Source organism: Staphylococcus sp. HMSC14C01 (assembly GCF_001808085.1).
Taxonomy (GTDB): domain Bacteria; phylum Bacillota; class Bacilli; order Staphylococcales; family Staphylococcaceae; genus Staphylococcus; species Staphylococcus hominis.
Genome location: NZ_KV792042.1, coordinates 1 through 16,904, shown reverse-complemented (window position 1 = coordinate 16,904; position 16,904 = coordinate 1). Strand labels below are relative to the sequence as shown.

The 16,904-nt window shown below is 29.2% G+C and carries 17 protein-coding genes; 4 read left to right on the top strand and 13 right to left on the bottom strand.

The window, feature by feature from the left end; genetic code table 11:
• Positions 1 to 454: 454 nt before the first annotated feature.
• The 3 genes from perR to HMPREF3131_RS08025 form a co-directional block, all read right to left on the bottom strand.
• The gene (gene perR / locus HMPREF3131_RS08035) at positions 455 to 904 is read right to left on the bottom strand and encodes a peroxide-responsive transcriptional repressor PerR (protein WP_017175209.1); all 450 of its coding nucleotides are present in this window, start codon (positions 902 to 904) and stop codon (positions 455 to 457) included.
• Between the two features lie 95 nt (positions 905 to 999).
• The gene (locus HMPREF3131_RS08030; protein WP_017175210.1) at positions 1,000 to 1,950 is read right to left on the bottom strand and encodes a phosphoglycerate dehydrogenase; all 951 of its coding nucleotides are present in this window, start codon (positions 1,948 to 1,950) and stop codon (positions 1,000 to 1,002) included.
• A 5-nt stretch (positions 1,951 to 1,955) separates the two neighbouring features.
• Positions 1,956 to 2,411 carry a peroxiredoxin gene (locus HMPREF3131_RS08025; protein WP_017175211.1) on the bottom strand — a complete coding sequence of 152 codons (456 nt, stop codon included), beginning with the start codon at positions 2,409 to 2,411 and terminating at the stop codon, positions 1,956 to 1,958.
• 80 nt (positions 2,412 to 2,491) lie between these two features.
• Here HMPREF3131_RS08025 and HMPREF3131_RS08020 point away from each other — a divergent pair, with 80 nt between their 5' ends.
• Both HMPREF3131_RS08020 and HMPREF3131_RS08015 read left to right on the top strand, forming a co-directional pair.
• Entirely contained in the window at positions 2,492 to 3,781 is a 1,290-nt protein-coding gene (locus HMPREF3131_RS08020; protein WP_017175212.1) for a glutamate-1-semialdehyde 2,1-aminomutase, read from the top strand.
• 154 nt (positions 3,782 to 3,935) lie between these two features.
• Positions 3,936 to 5,030 carry an FUSC family protein gene (locus tag HMPREF3131_RS08015; protein ID WP_017175213.1) on the top strand — a complete coding sequence of 365 codons (1,095 nt, stop codon included), beginning with the start codon at positions 3,936 to 3,938 and terminating at the stop codon, positions 5,028 to 5,030.
• A gap of 77 nt (positions 5,031 to 5,107) precedes the next feature.
• Here the strand turns inward: HMPREF3131_RS08015 and HMPREF3131_RS08010 are convergent, their stop codons facing one another.
• The 3 genes from HMPREF3131_RS08010 to mutY form a co-directional block, all read right to left on the bottom strand.
• A complete protein-coding gene (locus HMPREF3131_RS08010; protein ID WP_017175214.1) occupies positions 5,108 to 6,844 on the bottom strand; it encodes an ABC transporter ATP-binding protein in 1,737 nt (578 codons plus the stop codon).
• Positions 6,845 to 6,998: 154 nt separating this feature from the next.
• Positions 6,999 to 7,541, bottom strand: a complete 543-nt coding sequence (locus HMPREF3131_RS08005) for a nucleoside tri-diphosphate phosphatase (protein WP_017175215.1) — start codon at positions 7,539 to 7,541, stop codon at positions 6,999 to 7,001.
• A gap of 92 nt (positions 7,542 to 7,633) precedes the next feature.
• A complete protein-coding gene (gene mutY, locus HMPREF3131_RS08000) occupies positions 7,634 to 8,680 on the bottom strand; it encodes an A/G-specific adenine glycosylase (protein ID WP_048761628.1) in 1,047 nt (348 codons plus the stop codon).
• Positions 8,681 to 8,815: 135 nt separating this feature from the next.
• Between mutY and HMPREF3131_RS07995 the strand changes: the two genes are divergently transcribed.
• Positions 8,816 to 9,793 (top strand): metal-dependent hydrolase, encoded by a 978-nt coding sequence (locus HMPREF3131_RS07995; protein ID WP_017175217.1) that lies wholly within the window; start codon positions 8,816 to 8,818, stop codon positions 9,791 to 9,793.
• A 116-nt stretch (positions 9,794 to 9,909) separates the two neighbouring features.
• Here the strand turns inward: HMPREF3131_RS07995 and HMPREF3131_RS07990 are convergent, their stop codons facing one another.
• From HMPREF3131_RS07990 to HMPREF3131_RS11200, 7 genes are all read right to left on the bottom strand, one after another.
• Positions 9,910 to 10,674, bottom strand: coding sequence for a teichoic acid transporter (locus HMPREF3131_RS07990; protein ID WP_049413942.1), 765 nt, complete (start codon positions 10,672 to 10,674; stop codon positions 9,910 to 9,912).
• Positions 10,675 to 10,682: 8 nt separating this feature from the next.
• On the bottom strand, positions 10,683 to 12,200 hold the full coding sequence (locus tag HMPREF3131_RS07985) for an ATP-binding cassette domain-containing protein (RefSeq protein ID WP_017175219.1): 1,518 nt from the start codon (positions 12,198 to 12,200) through the stop codon (positions 10,683 to 10,685).
• A gap of 15 nt (positions 12,201 to 12,215) precedes the next feature.
• Positions 12,216 to 12,530, bottom strand: coding sequence for a YfhH family protein (locus HMPREF3131_RS07980; protein ID WP_002455132.1), 315 nt, complete (start codon positions 12,528 to 12,530; stop codon positions 12,216 to 12,218).
• A complete protein-coding gene (gene recX, locus HMPREF3131_RS07975) occupies positions 12,523 to 13,326 on the bottom strand; it encodes a recombination regulator RecX (RefSeq protein WP_070436613.1) in 804 nt (267 codons plus the stop codon). Before recX ends, HMPREF3131_RS07980 begins: the two co-directional genes overlap by 8 nt.
• Positions 13,327 to 13,494: 168 nt before the next feature.
• Positions 13,495 to 14,307, bottom strand: coding sequence for a monofunctional peptidoglycan glycosyltransferase SgtB (gene sgtB, locus HMPREF3131_RS07970; protein ID WP_017175221.1), 813 nt, complete (start codon positions 14,305 to 14,307; stop codon positions 13,495 to 13,497).
• A 451-nt stretch (positions 14,308 to 14,758) separates the two neighbouring features.
• Complete coding sequence (locus HMPREF3131_RS07965) at positions 14,759 to 15,277, bottom strand: type 1 glutamine amidotransferase domain-containing protein (protein ID WP_017175222.1); 519 nt, start codon at positions 15,275 to 15,277, stop codon at positions 14,759 to 14,761.
• A gap of 108 nt (positions 15,278 to 15,385) precedes the next feature.
• Positions 15,386 to 15,547: an SE1561 family protein gene (locus HMPREF3131_RS11200; protein ID WP_002450046.1), complete on the bottom strand. Its 162-nt coding sequence runs from the start codon at positions 15,545 to 15,547 to the stop codon at positions 15,386 to 15,388.
• 143 nt (positions 15,548 to 15,690) lie between these two features.
• On the opposite strand from HMPREF3131_RS11200, the gene yfkAB reads away from it, so the two are divergent.
• Positions 15,691 to 16,836 (top strand): radical SAM/CxCxxxxC motif protein YfkAB, encoded by a 1,146-nt coding sequence (gene yfkAB / locus HMPREF3131_RS07960; RefSeq protein WP_070436612.1) that lies wholly within the window; start codon positions 15,691 to 15,693, stop codon positions 16,834 to 16,836.
• Positions 16,837 to 16,904: the final 68 nt, after the last annotated feature.

Here is a 16,904-nt window from a genome sequence, read left to right as displayed (position 1 = left end):
GTTGACATATTGTCATTCAGTTTTCAATGTTCGTTTTAACAATTACATTTATTAATTATATCAAATACTAATTATTTTTGTCAAGAACTTTTTTAATTTTTCTTTTCTTGAAGTTAATTAATATTTCAACAAATAATATCTTATAATAAATTGTTTTTATAATCAATAGTCAAAATTACACTTTCTTAACATTGTTTTAAACTAATTTACTTTGCGTTTTCAAACAATATCTTTTGTTTTTGACGACTTTTATATAATAGCAAGTTTATTATTGAACGTCAATGAATTTTATAATATAAAATCGTTTAATATTTCACACTAAATGTATTCATTATCTTTAATGAGTGTTTTTTATACTAAAACTCTATGGTATTTTTTTATTTAATATTTATCTTTTAAATTCTTTGATTACTTATAAACAAAAAAGCAATGACATTAAAGTCATTGCCTAACTTTATTCTTTATTTTTACATTCTTCACACAATCCATAAATTTCCATTCGATGATGTGTTACGTCAAAGTTTGTAACGTGTTGAGCTAATTGTTCAATTTCATCCAATTGAGGATAATGGAAATCTACTATTTTACCGCATCGTTCACAAATAACATGATAATGATTATGAGTATTAAAGTCGAACCTACTTGATGCATCTCCATAAGTCAATTCTTTTACAATACCTATCTTCTTAAATACTCTTAAATTGTTGTAAATTGTCGCAACACTTATATTAGGAAAATCAGGTGAAAGTGCTTGATAAATTTCATCCGCTGTAGGATGTGTATGTGAGCTAATTAAAAATCTAACAATAGCTTGTCTTTGAGGCGTGATACGAACGCCTGACTTTCTTAATGCTATTATAGCTTGTTCAAGCTCATGTTCAATTGATTCTATTTCTGCACTCATCATTTTCACCATCTTTCTACTTTATAATTATTATTATCTTATTAATAATATAACTACTTTCATACGGCATTGTCAATTATTCCATAAGTTTTATATTAATAGCCATCTTTTAAGTCTACTACGTTCTCACTTATTTCTTCTTTATTGAGAAAATGAGATAGATTTCTTTCAAATATTTTCGTTGCTTCCTTTTTATTTTCTTTATCATTACCAGTTATATGTGCAGTAATTGTCACGTTATCTAAATCATAAAGTGGATGTTCTGATTCTAGTGGTTCATTTTCGAATACATCCAAGTAAGCATGACGTATTAATTTTTCTTTAAGTATTTCAATTAAATCGTCTTCTTCTACTATAGTTCCTCTTCCTACATTAATAAATAAGGTATCTTCCTTCATTAATTGGAAGTGATGTTTGTTTAATAAATGATATGTTTCTTTGGTTTCTGGTAACGTATTAATTATTATATCCGCTTCTCCTAATAGTTCGTCTAATTCATTTATCTCATATGTTTGATTAAATCCTTCTTTTTGTTTTCCTGTTTTACTTACACCTATTATTTTCAATTCGAAAGGTGTCAATAACTTTACAGTATCTTGAGCAATAGCTCCAGTACCTAAAAATAAAATTGTTTCATCCTTTAAACGTTTACCTGTCAAAGTACTATCATAAATATGCTTTTGTTGATTAATAAATGATGTTTTCATTTTTTTATGATCATCTAATATAAAAGTTAGTATATATTCTGAAAGTTGCTTTGATTGTATTCCTCTAGTATTGGTTAAAATAATCCCTTTATTCTTAATATACTCTAATGGTAGATTGTTTACGCCTGTTGCATACCATGCAATCCACTTTAAATTCGGGCAAGACTTTATAAATCTTTCATTAATCTCCCCGTCATACCCTATCAATACCTCGAGTTCTTTTTTTTCATTATCTGGAATATTATCTGCTTTATCATAAAACAAAAATGAAATATCAGGATACTTTTCTATTAATTCATTTTCTATATTACCTAAACGTTTCAAGCTTACGATTTTCATTTATCTCACTCCAGCATTTGTTTTAATTCATCTATTTGTGTTTTAACTTTTACTTTTTCAATGATATTTGTAATATATCCCGCTTCATCTATTACAAACGTTGTTCTCACTATTCCCATATTTTCTTTTCCAAAACTTTTCTTCAAACGATATATTCCTACTGCCTTCGATAACTTAAATTCATCATCAACTAACAAATCAAAATTCAAATGATGCTTATTAATAAAGTTTTCGTGTTTTTTTCTAGAATCCCCGCTAATACCATAAACTTTAACTTTCATATCATTAAAGTATTGTATATTATCTCTAAAGTCACATGCTTCTGTTGTACACGTTGGTGTGTTATCTCGTGGGTAGAAATATAATATTGTTTTTTCTCCCATAATTTTTTCATTAGTAATTAATTCACCATTTTGATTCTCTAATTCAAATTTTGGAAAAAGATCTCCTATTTTTAACATCGTATCACTCATTTCTTCATATTATAATTATTATGTTACGATAGTAATGAATATTATTAAATAAGAAAGGTTGATACTCTATGAATTTCACTGAAAGTGAACGTCTTCAAAAGTTATCAAATGAATATATTTTAGGTGGAGTTAATTCTCCTTCACGCTCTTATAAAGCTGTTGGCGGAGGTGCTCCCGTAGTTATGCGTGAAGGTCATGGCGCTTATCTTTACGATGTCGATGGAAATAAGTACATTGATTATTTACAAGCATATGGTCCTATAATCACTGGTCATGCTCATCCTCATATTACTGAAGCTATCCAAGATCAAGCGGCTAAAGGTGTGTTATATGGTACACCGACTGAACTTGAAATTGATTTTAGTAAAAAATTACGAGCAGCTATTCCTTCATTAGAAAAAATTCGTTTTGTTAATTCTGGAACAGAAGCAGTAATGACTACAATTCGAGTTGCTAGAGCTTATACTAAAAGAAATAAGATTATTAAATTTGCGGGGTCTTATCATGGCCATTCTGATTTAGTATTAGTTGCTGCAGGGAGCGGACCTTCTCAATTAGGTTCTCCGGATTCAGCTGGTGTACCTGAAAGTGTCGCTAGAGAAGTCATTACTGTACCTTTCAATGACATTGAATCTTATAAAGAAGCCATGTCACATTGGGGAGATGAAGTAGCGGCTGTATTAGTAGAACCTATTGTAGGTAACTTTGGTATGGTAAAACCTCAACCAGGCTTTTTAGAAGAAGTTAACAACATCACTCATGAGCATGGAGCTTTAGTGATTTACGATGAAGTCATCACTGCTTTCCGCTTCCATTATGGCGCTGCACAAGATTTATTAAATGTTTATCCAGATTTAACAGCATTTGGTAAAATTGTTGGTGGTGGATTACCAATCGGTGGCTACGGTGGCCGTCAAGATATCATGGAACATGTTGCTCCATTAGGCCCAGCATACCAAGCAGGAACAATGGCAGGTAACCCACTTTCAATGAGAGCAGGTATTGCATTACTTGAAGTTTTAGAGCAAGATGGTGTATATGAGAAATTAGATAATTTGGGTAAACGTTTAGAAGATGGTTTAAATAAACTTATCGAAAAACATCATATTACTGCAACAATTAATCGTATTTATGGATCGCTAACACTCTATTTTACAGATGAAAAAGTAACACACTACGAACAAGTAGAAAATTCTGATGGTGAGGCATTTGCAAAATTCTTTAAACTTATGCTTAACCAAGGTATTAATTTAGCACCTTCTAAATTTGAAGCATGGTTCTTAACTACTGAACACACTGAAGAAGATATTGATCGAACATTAGAAGCGGCTGACTATGCCTTCAGTCAAATGAAATAATATTTAAAATTTAACGGACCTAAGAATGTCATATCGTAAATATACATTCTTGGGTTTTTATATATGCGTATACTTGTATAGTTTTATTTGTTGAGTGTATACTAATTTAAAAATACATTAAACTATAAACTTGTTATTTAAAGGAGCGTTGTATTTGAAATTAGGCGCACGTATACTTAAAACTGGAATTGCTATCATTCTCGCCCTTTTTATCGCTTCTTTTTTACCTGATAATGTTGGTTTGAAGTCTGTAGCAGGAATAAGTGCTATTTTTGCAATGCAACCTAATATATATCGTTCAATGAAAACGATATCTGAACAAGCTACAGGTAATTTAATCGGTGCTATATTAGCAGTGATTATGGTAACCATTTTTGGTAAAAACATTGTGATTATGGGTATCACAGTCATTCTATTAATCGCCATTTTATACAAATTAAACTTGGCGCATGTAGCAACATTAGCAGGTGTCACTGCGTTAATCATTATGGGGCAACATACAGGATCGTTTTATCTTGCAGCTACATTTAGATTTATTTTAGTAATGATTGGAGTTTTAAGTGCTTCACTTGTAAACCTAGTATTCTTACCTCCAAAATTCGAAACTAAAATTTATCATAATGCGGTTAATATTTCTTCCGACATATTTATATGGTTTAAACTTGTGATTAATGATACTTCTGAATATCATCAGATAAAAGAAGATGGTGAACAGTTAGAATCTCGCATCATAAAATTAGAACAAATCTATAACTATTATCACGAAGAACGTACGTTTACAAGAAAAGCTGCTTTCCAACAAAATCGTAAAAAGATATTATTTAAAGAGGTCGTTGGAACAACTCGACAAGCTTACGAAGTATTAAATCGTATGGCTAGATATCAAAATGATTTGCATAATACGAATCATAATTTATTATTTCAAATTAAATTAGAGTTAGATTCATTAACAGCGTATCATGAACAAATTTTAAAAAGTTTATCAAAAAAGGCGCGTTATAATGTAGATGATTTTGATAATCAAATTTTAAATCCTCAAAAGAAAAATCTTATGGATGCTTTTCAATATCAATTAATTCAAAATCCATATCAAGTAGAATATTCATATTCGAATATCATGCAAATTATCGCAGCTATTGAAGAATATCGATATTATTTAGAGCATTTAGATAGACTAAGATTAAGTTTCTTTACGTATCATCGTAATGACACGGATATTGAAATTCAAGATGAAGACTTTGATTTATAAAAATTAAATATCAATACTAAAAAAGACAAACTTAACTATCAAAGTTGAGTTTGTCTTTTTTAGTATTCATTATTTAGTTATAAATCTTGAATGCTATACAAATGTTCATATTCACCTTTTTTAGCAATCAGCTCTTTATGTGTACCCGTTTCAACGATTTGGCCATGCTGCATAACAATAATTTTATCTGCGTGTGTGATTGTTGATAATCTATGAGCTACAATAAGTGTAGTTCTATCTTTACTTAAAACATCTAATGCGTCTTGAATAATTGCTTCACTTTCTAAATCAAGTGCACTTGTCGCTTCATCTAAAATTAATATAGGTGGATTATTTAAGAAAATACGCGCAATAGATAAACGTTGCTTTTGGCCACCAGATAATTTTACGCCACGTTCTCCAACTTCAGTATCATAGCCATTCGGTAAATTCATAATAAAGTCGTGCGCATTTGCCATTTTAGCTGCTTCGATTATTTCTTCTTCAGTAGCATCAGGACGTCCTAATAAAATATTCTCTCTTACAGTATCAGAAAATAAAATATTGTCTTGTTGAACAAGTCCAATTTGATTTCTCAAGCTTCCTGTTAAATAATCTTTAATATTATGACTATCGATCAAAATTTCACCTTCACTTACATCATAAAAACGTGGAATAAGATTAATAAGCGTAGATTTACCTCCCCCGCTCATACCGACGAATGCTACTGTTTCACCTTTGTTTATATTTAAATTTATATTTTTTAAAACTAAAGATTCATCTTCATTATATTTAAAGCTTACATTTTTTAATTCAATATGTCCTTCTTTTATTTCAATAGGTTGTGCACCTTTTTTATTTTTAATGTCATAGTCTTCATCCATTAATTGAAAAATACGATCCATAGAGGCGAAACTTTGCGTTAAAGTTGTGAATGAAGAAACTAAACGTCTTAATGGTCCGAATAATTGTTCTAAATATCCTACAAAAGCTGCTAAGGTACCTACTGTAATTGAACCAGTGATTGCTAAATATGACCCTACTCCAATAACAATGATAGGACCTAAATCTGTGACTGTATTAATAGCTGCAAATGAATAGGCATTCCATGAAGTATGTTGAAACGCTCTACTTAAAAAGTTTTTATTTTTTTTATCAAAGTTTTTCGCTTCATTATCTTCAATTGCAAAGCTTTTTATTACAGACATACCTTGAACACGTTCATGTAAAAATCCTTGTACTTCCGCTAATGCTTGTGAACGTTTACGTGTTAATTTTCTTAAACGTCCAAAGAAAAAATATACTGTAAAGATATAAAAAGGAAAAATAATAATTGCTGCAAGTGTTAATTTAATATCTAAGAAGAACATAATAGAAAGCGCAATAATAATCGTTACACAGTCTAACCAAATATTCATTAACCCAGTTAAAATAAAGTCTTTCGTTTGTTCTACGTCATTAATTACTCTCGATATAACTTGTCCCACTTGATTATTTGCATAAAATCGAGCACTTAAAGCTTGTAAATGGTCATACAATTGCTTACGAATATCATATAAAATTTTATTACTCGTCCATTGTGCTAAATATTGTCGAAGGTATTCAATTGGCGGGCGCACAATTAAAAATATAAATAGAGTAATACCTATCGCTATAGCAAGATGATGGAATTTTTCATTGGTAGTTAATGTACCATTATTAATGACACCATCAATCGCATATTTAATTAATAATGGAATTAACATTGGAATACCAAATTTTATAATTCCAATAATAATCGTTGCGAAAATACGATATTTATATGGTTTGACAAATTCTAAATATCGTCGAATCACACTGACTCCTCCTTAATTTTATTATCAAAAAATGAATAGAGGTTGAACCCTCTATTCATAAACTCATTTATTTAAGAATAGGCAAGTAGTTTCAACCTCTTATTTATTACTCAAGTACTATAAACTAATTAATTACTATTTGCCTCAATTATGCTTAGTAATTACGAATTTTTTTATATCTTTGTTTCCAAACTTTTATAAAGTCAGGAGCGAAAGGACCTTTTTTCTGTTCTATCCATTGTTGTAAAATGTCTACATTTCTTCTGAGTATTACGTCTATTTCATGAGGATAATTCATTTGTTTCATATGTTGTTCATATTCATCCTCATCTAATAAATGATATTTACCATTTGGATAAACTTTAATATCTAAATCATAATCAATATATTTTAAAGCTTCTTCATCACATACAAAAGGCGAAGATAAATTACAGTAATAGTAAATACCATCTTCTCTAAACATGCAAATTACATTAAACCAATACTCAGAATGAAAGTACACGATTGCAGGCTCTCTAGTAATCCATGTACGTCCATCACTTTCAGTTACTAAGGTATGATCATTCCCACCAATGATGACGTGATCTGTTCCTTTTAAAATCGTTGTTTCAGACCATACTCTATGAATATTTCCATCATGTTTATAGCTTTGGATTTTTATATTTTCGCCTTCTTTAGGTATGGATTCTTTAACCATACTCCACACCACCTTTTAAAGTTTTTACAATTCGAATTATACCATATTTTTTTAAACTTCTTTAAAGAGATATAGAGAGATAATATGTTTTTCTATTTACCAACAATAAACTCATATATTTTACTCATTGATACTGGGAAAGAATAATCGTCTCGATTTTCTAAATCAAACCATTCCATAAAGTCTGGTAATTGTGCTGATTCAATATTTATATCTTCAATCACACTATAAACATTTAAATTCCAAGTTTTATGTGTAAATTGATGCTTTAATTGAAATATTGCGTTCTCAGCTAAAGTTAATGACTGGTTTAACTTATATTCTAGTTTTTGAATCCCATTAGGACTTTCAAACATCGGAAATTGCCACATACCATTAAGTAGCTTTTCTTGACGTTTTTCAATCAGATATTGACCTTTCTGATTTCTGACTAAAAAAACCTCCTGATTAATTATTTTCTTAGCTTGCTTTTTAGTCTTGATAGGTAACTCTAACGTAGTTCCTTTTCGAAATGCTTCACAATTTTCCTGCACTGGACAAAATAGGCATAACGGATTCTTAGGTGTACATATTGTTGCACCTAATTCCATCATTGATTGATTAAACGTACCCGCTTCTTCTTGTACAAAAGGTTGAAGCTCTTTTTCAAATGATTTTCTAGTAGATTGTAATTTGATATCACGATAGTCATTATTAAGTCGAGTCCATACTCTAAACACATTTCCATCTACAGTAGCTAAAGGGCGATTAAAAGCAATACTCATTACAGCTGCTTGAGTATATGGACCTACTCCCTTTAATTCACCAAAAACTTTAGGGGATGATGGCACTTCACCATTATAATTATGATGTACTTCTTTAATTGCTGTATGAAAATTGCGGGCACGGCTATAATATCCAAGACCTTCCCAATACTTTAATACTTCATCTTCTTCTGCTTCACTTAACGCTTTAACTGTAGGAAATCGATGAATAAATTTATTGTAATAATCAATGACCGTTTTAACTTGTGTTTGTTGAAGCATAACTTCACTTAGCCATATATAATATGGATTAGTTGTTTCTCTCCAAGGCATTTCTCGTTGATTTTTCTCAAACCATGTCACAATATTATTTTTAAATGTCGTTTCATTTAACATTAAATTATCCTTTCTCTTACATAAAAAAATTTATAAGTTATAATACTTTCTAATATTTGATAAGTATCTTAATTTTGTTATTCTAATTTTTAGATTATAATATATATTAAATCAAGATGAAAAGAGTGAACTTTTATGGATACAGCCACTCATATTGCTATCGGCATTGGACTAACTGCTTTAGCTACACAAGACCCAGCAATGTCACATTCTATGACAGCTACTGCAACAACTTTAATTGCGGGTTCTTTAATACCTGATGGCGATACGGTTTTAAAATTAAAAAATAATGCAACTTATATTTCACATCATCGTGGTATTACACATTCCATACCCTTTACGATTTTATGGCCAATATTACTTGCTTTTATAATATACGTTATCTTTCCACATGTAGATGTGACTCATATATGGATGTGGGCTCAGTTAGCGGTCTTTTTACATGTTTTTGTAGATATCTTTAATTCATATGGTACACAAGCACTTAGACCTATATCAAATAAGTGGATACAACTCGGTGTAATCAATACATTCGATCCAATTATTTTTTTAATATTATGTATTGGAATCACGCTATGGTTATTAGGCATTCATCCATATCTAGTGTTCTTTCCAATTATTGGCGTTTTAATTATTTATTATATCGTTAGATTTAAAATGCAATCAATAATCAAATCTCAAGCGTTGAAACTCATTCATGATGAACATCATCCTGTGAAAATTTTTGTTGCACCTACTATGAAATTTATGGAATGGCGTGTAGCTATTCAAACTGAAAGCTATGATTATGTAGGTAGAGCTTATGGTCGTAATATAACGTTTAGTGATAAAGTAAAACGTCAACAATTCTCATCTGATACACTTTTATGGCAAATAAAAAGTAATCCTGAAATAAGAACGTTTTTAAAATTCTCTTCTATCTATCGTTGGCAAATACGTAAACTTGATGATCAAACAACTGAGATACGATTGATAGATTTACGTTATCTAAATAAAGGACATTATTCTTTTGCAGCAATTGCACATCTTACTCAAGATCAAAAAATTGACCATTCCTATATTGGATGGGTATTTACAGAAGAAAAACTTCAAAAAAAATTGTACTCTCATTAATTCATTAACTTTAACTATAATTTAAACAACCCCTAGATGACTTATTGACAGTCATTTAGGGGTTATTATTATAACATCAAAAATATATATGTTATTTATAGTGATTCACTCATATATTAAAAATATTCATATTTCTTGTGGGCAACAAGTCGAGTTAAAATATAATTGATAACTCCAATTAATACTAAAAAAGCAATAAAATAAATATGATACACAATATTGTACATATTTACAGCTCCAAAAACAATTGAAGATGATAATCCGTCAATCAAATAATATAATGGATTAATTTTTAATATTTGATCAATCATATTTGCCTTATTGTTAGGTATAAAAATGATAGGTACTAAAAAGAATAACACAATTGTTGCTACCACATAAAATTTAAATACTTTTTTACTTATTAAAGTCAATAAACTTAATGTTATTGATATAAAAACAATAAATATAATCGACATTAGTATAAAATAAACAAAAGATATCACCGATGTTTCAAGGTTTACTGGCTTAAAGATTGATGTAATCAATGATAAAACACAGATGATGATAGCCCCTATCAGTGCATTAAGGATGGGCGTAATAATAGGTGTGAGTTGAAATGATTTAGCAATAAGATAATCATACTTATATAATTTGAATGATTTATATATAATATAAGCAATGGTTACAAAAGTATAGAACGCAATCATTCGATATATCCATTGGGCCTTTTCAATTTCTTCTGTATTAAATAAATACATCACTCCAATTATGATACTAATGATAATTAATTGTATTAAAAATAAAATCACATCATATTTCCAAGTCTCTTTTACTTTTGCTTTAGCCAAATGTAAAAGAGATGGAAAATGTTTAAAATATAATATTAACTTATCTATCATGTTTACACCTACAATTCGATATAAATCCATTTACTATTTTTCATATCTGCAATTAAATATCCATTATTTAATTTTGAAATCCATACATTACTTTTAATATTAAATTTACGCTCTAATTTTGATTTATCTACTATAGGAAATACAAAACCAGTTAACTTATCCTCATCATTAAATAACATTTTAATAGGTTGTTGTGTAATAGGCACCACAAATCGTTGATCTTTTTCAGGAACAAGCGTCTTTTTCACTTGCTTATGTGGTTTATGTAATTGAGTATTAAAATAATCAACATACTTACTGTAGTTTGACTTCATATAAGGCGCTAAAGTACTAAATTTATGCGTTTCATATAATGCAGCAGGATTAAAATAATAAATTTTGTTCTTACCTACTTCATATGTATCATCATCGACAATTAAGCGGTATTTTGAAGCACTTTCTCCAGTAATCGTCACAAAAGAATATTTTGGCATTTCAATATCTTGATGATTTGATAATGTCACTTCATCATGTAGAACAATTCCATAAGACAATTTATTTTCAAAAGAATCCGTGTCTTGATTTTGAACTTTCTTCTGAGATTCGTTGATAGGAATTTCAATTTTCCCTATATTATTCACTACCAGTGCGCCAAGTAACACTAAGACGATTAACGTTGAAACTAAAAGCGTCCAAAATTTAACTATAAAATCCGGAACTTTAACATGTTTGTATCGTTCGACTCTTTTAAAGTTATAACTCATTTCCGGCAATCTACTTCTACTTTTCTTCCAATCCAAATCAAAATTCTTAAGTGTTTCTTCATCTTCGATACTTAATCTATCTCTTTCATGATCATTAAATACTGGTAAAACGTCATTTAAAGACCCTTCCATACGCACTTGTCCGTGAGAAATCCATGTAACATAGTTACTTACTTGAGATATTTTAGAAATATCATCGTCTACAAATATAATTGATAAGTCATTAGACACATAGTCTTTTGAAAGTTGTTTCGCCTTATTTAAAAAAGCTTCATCAAGATATTCGAGAATATGACTTAAAATAATAATTTCTGTTTTACAAACTCTTGCAACACTTAAAATCAATTGCGCATACTCAGAGTGACTAAGTTTATTCACTTGAATCGAAGATTTATCATCTAAATGCGCATATTTAATAATTTGATCAACAATATGTGAAGACGTCTCGTAATTAAATAAGCATTGTGTTTCTTCAATATAACTTTTAACAGACATATTTAATAAATGTTTGTTTTTTATATCTCCATAATAAATACTTGCTGATTGTACAACTTTCCCTCTATCAGGTGCAATATCTTGTGCCATAATTCTTCCAATCAATGTTTTGGATGAACCAGGTTCTCCTATGAGTGCAAGAGCTTCTCCTTGATAAATGTGTAAAGTTATTTTATTTAATTCTATGTCTTCCGCGCCATATCCAAACGGCAAATACCACTTTCTATTCTTTTGGTTTCTATAGTATTGTGTAACATTTAATAATTTTAAAACGATTGAACTTCCCATTTGTGTTACATCCTTCTAAATTTTTAATAATGCAATGGGTAAACCCTCTTCAGGATTCGTACTATTTATTCTATAACCCCAAGCAAAAACCCCTTTTAAACGTTCAACTTTAAAGTATTGTTCACTACCATCATTTAATTTATACATTCTGCCTATATTAATTTTAGAACGATCGACTAAATAACTCTCAGCTACAATGACTTTACTTTCATAAACATCATATTCATTCATTATGCCATTCATTTCAGCTTTACGCATTTTTTCTTTACATAATTGTATTTCATGTCTCAATTCCTGTTCAGACATTTCACTTAATCTTTTGTCACTCATCTAAAATACCACTTTCTGCTAATTTAATTTTTATTTTATCATAATTATATCCTTTTCTCATAAGTGCTTCTATTGTTTTCATTTTTAATGTATTACCATCATATTTACGACATTGTTTATTATAAACTTTTTCTAAATCCTTTTGTAATAAGTCATCTAGCACTTCTTCGTCTTGAGCAAAGTCTAACTCATTAAGTACATATTGTGCAGTTTCTATTGTATATCCTTTTTGGATTAAGCTATGCATTACTTTTTGCTTTACTTTAACAACAGGACCTTTTTTAGTTTTCATTATTTTTTTAGCAACATGAATGATAGATTCTATAGGTTGCTCTTCTTCATATCGTTTAACATATCTATCTATAATATTAGGTTCTACTCCAACTTGGTATAGTTTTTGTTTAAATACTTCAGGTCCTTTATCTGTTGTGTTGATCATTGTATTTTTTAAACTTTCAGCGTAATCTTCATGATTAATATATTGCTCTTTATAACAATATTCAATCACTTTTTGTACTGTCATTTCATTAATATCATTCTTTTTCAAATAATCACTAACTTCTTTTTCAGTTCGTTTTTTATATGATAAATATTGTATTGCCATATTAATCCCTAGACGATAGTGTTCGTATTTTTGAATTTTTTCCATTTCTGCAGCATCTATCATTTGATTCTTTTTCAAATTGAATTTAACGAGTGTATCTATATCAATTCCCATTTCAAATGCTTCGTCAAGAAAGAGATTAAATCGTTCTTTATTATTTTTTTGAACTTCTATTTTAGTAATTTTCGGCATCATTATTCTCCTCATACTAATTAAAAATTGTATTTTAATAATATATTTATTTTATAACAGAAAATCTAACACATATAGTATTTGATATTAAAAAAGAGCGAAATGGAAGTTTATTTATTCTCATTCTCACTCTTAGTTTATATTTAATTAAATTGTTATATTACTATATTAATAATTATTAAGTTGCGATAAGGCTTCTTGATATTGACTGTCAGAAATATAATTCTGTTGTCTCATTTTTTCTAAATTCACTTTAATTCGATTCTTGAAATTATTTGATACGTTATTAATATCATATACACTTGGGGCATTAACTTTACTTGCTAGCATTGCACTTTGTAATACAGTAATAATCGGATAACTACTATTATTTTGATTTGTAGTTGCACCAAAATAGTAATTTGCTGCACTTTCAATATCATATTGATTATTACCATAGTAAATATTATTCAAATAAAAACTTAATATCTGATTTTTACTGTATTGCTGTTCAACTTTATGCGCGACAAATAATTCTTTTAGTTTACGTGTAAATGAACGTTCATTATTGTAATAATAATTTTTTACAGTTTGTTGAGTAATGGTGCTCCCGCCTTGTACCTCACGTTCACCAATCGTTGAAAATAATGCACGTGTTGTCCCTTTGATATCGAATCCATGATGTTTAGAAAAACGTTCATCTTCCATAGATATAAATGCGCCCTTAACATAATTCGGCATATTGTCTGATGATACAAAATTACTCTTATTTTCAATCGTTTGTAAATCATCGACATTCGCTCTAGATGATAAAAAATACATTAATCCAGTAAACAAAGCAAATATAATCAGAAATATAATAAACATTCTTAGAAAGAGCCGTTTACTTTTCTTCTTTTTCGGTGGTGAACCCACAGGTTGATAATAGGTATTATAATAAGGCTCATTTTGATAATAAGTTGTTTTCTCTTTTGGATAGTTATCTCTTTGTCTTCTTTTCATGGGATTGCTCCTTTACTTAAAGGTCACTCTATAATTGAGAGTTTAACAGTAAGTATTATTTTTATCTATATAAACAATCAAAAATCAGTCTCAAGGTGTATCATTGGTTTTTATATCGCTCAAATTTTCAAGTTACTTTGAAGAAGATAGAGAAGGATTTTTTAAAGATGGATAAGCGGATTTAAAAAACGATATTAAGTTCATAAATATATGAATTTTTAAAAGTAACATTTAAAACGTATTTTCTCCATTTCTAGAAAACAAGGAAAACAAATCAATCAGACGCTTATGAATTGACACGACTTGTAATGATACATTCTCAGTTTCATTGGAGCCTATCCAGAATACAGTTACATTGTAATTCAATCATCGACTATCAACACATTAAAAATGCCTAAGACAATTACATATGTCTCAGGCTCAAATATAACTTTCAAAAAGTTATTTTAAATTAATCATTTAATTTTTTAACGATTTCTCTATTGAAATCATCTAAATCATCAGGTACACGACTTGTTACAATATTATTATCAACTACTACTGATTCATCAACAACATTGGCACCTGCATTTGATAAATCTTTACGAACATTTAATACTGCAGTTAAAGTGCGACCATTTAAATCATCAGTATCAATTAAAACTTGAGGTCCGTGACAAATAGCAAATGTTGGAACATCATTTTTAGTAAAGTATTTTGCAAATGTTCCATAACGTCCTTCTGCATCTCCACGTAAATTATCTGGAGAGAAACCACCAGGAATTAATATTGCATCATAATTTTCTGGTTTAGCATCAGCAATACTTACATTTACTGTAACTTTTTCGCCATGTTTCCCAACAACTTCAGCGTTCGCAGTATCTCCAATAACTTCAGTTTCAAATCCTGCTTCTTCTAATGCTTCTTTAGGACTTGTTAATTCTATATCTTCAAATTCATCAGCTAAAATAATTGCTACTTTTTTAGTCATAACCAAAATCACCTTTTCTTTCGTTTTATTATATTTAATTATAGACAAATTTAAGATGGTTTAAACATAAATATTAAATTTAGTTAAAAACTTTTTCATACTCCACAATTACTTAGAAACTAACTTAACTTTTTCTTCTAATTGATCTAATAATCCAATCCATTCATCAATATCTTTTACACTTACTTCATCAGGATTAACGTGGTCAATATCTTCTAAAAATTTAGACAATCTTGTTTTAATTTGTTCAATAGTTTGTTTTTCATCCATCGGAATTTAACTCCTTATATATAATATTTTTAGCTTTTATTCATAACTATCCTAACAAAATTTGACAAAAAGAGATATAATTCTAATAATATTTATTGTAATTTTATAAAGAAGAATGTTTTAAAAGTTTAGGAGTTTTTATAATGACAACATCAAAAATTAAACAAGCAATCTCAATTTATAATGATCCGTGGGAAGCTTATAATGATATTAAACAATTCGATCAACTCACTTTGAGTAATGTAGAATTTACCACAACAAATTTATGTAATATGAGATGTAGTCACTGTGCAGTTGGTTATACATTACAAACAAAAGATCCTGATCCATTACCTATGAATCTTATTTATCAACGTTTAGATGAAATTCCCAATTTACGTACTATGTCGATTACAGGTGGAGAACCTATGTTTTCAAAGAAATCTATAAATAATGTTGTTAAACCATTATTAAAATATGCGCATCAAAGAGGCATATATGTGCAAATGAATTCTAATTTAACGTTACCTCAAGATCGATATCTAGAAATTGCTGAGTATATTGATGTCATGCACATTTCTCATAATTGGGGTACCATCCAAGAATTTGCAGAGGTGGGCTTTGGCGCAATGAAAAAACAACCTCCTTTAAAAGCAAAGTTAAAATTATATGAACAAATGCTAGATAATGCTAGTACATTATCTGACCAAGGGATGTTTGTTTCAGCAGAAACAATGTTAAATCAAAATACCCTACCACATTTAGAAAACATACATAAAGAAATTGTTAATGATATGAAGTGTAGTCGTCATGAAGTTCATCCTATGTATCCAGCAGATTTTGCAAGTCAACTCAATGTATTATCATTAAAAGACATGAAGCAAGCTATTCATCATTTATTAGACATTCGTGATAAAAATACTTGGATGTTATTTGGTACTCTCCCAATCTATCCTTGCATAAACGATGAAAATGACCAACTTTTACTTGAACGATTAAGAAATGAAAAAAATGTTACTGTTCGAAATGACCCAGATGGCCGTAGTCGCTTAAATGTAAATGTATTTAGTGGGGACGTTATTGTAACAGATTTTGGTGATGAAAACGGAACAATTTCTAATATTAAACATGATAAGCTCACAGATGTATTTGATGCTTGGTTATCAACAGATTTAGCAAAATCTTTAAATTGTCATTGTGAAGCTTTCCAATGTTTAGGACCAAATGTATTAGTTAAAAATATGTATTATCCAAATACAAACTTTAGAGAAAATGAAATCACAATGCACACTGAACATAGTTTTCAATAAAATTAAAAGAAACTGGGACATAATTCCTAGCAAAATGAGTTCGGGACATAAAGTATCTGGATAAGTGA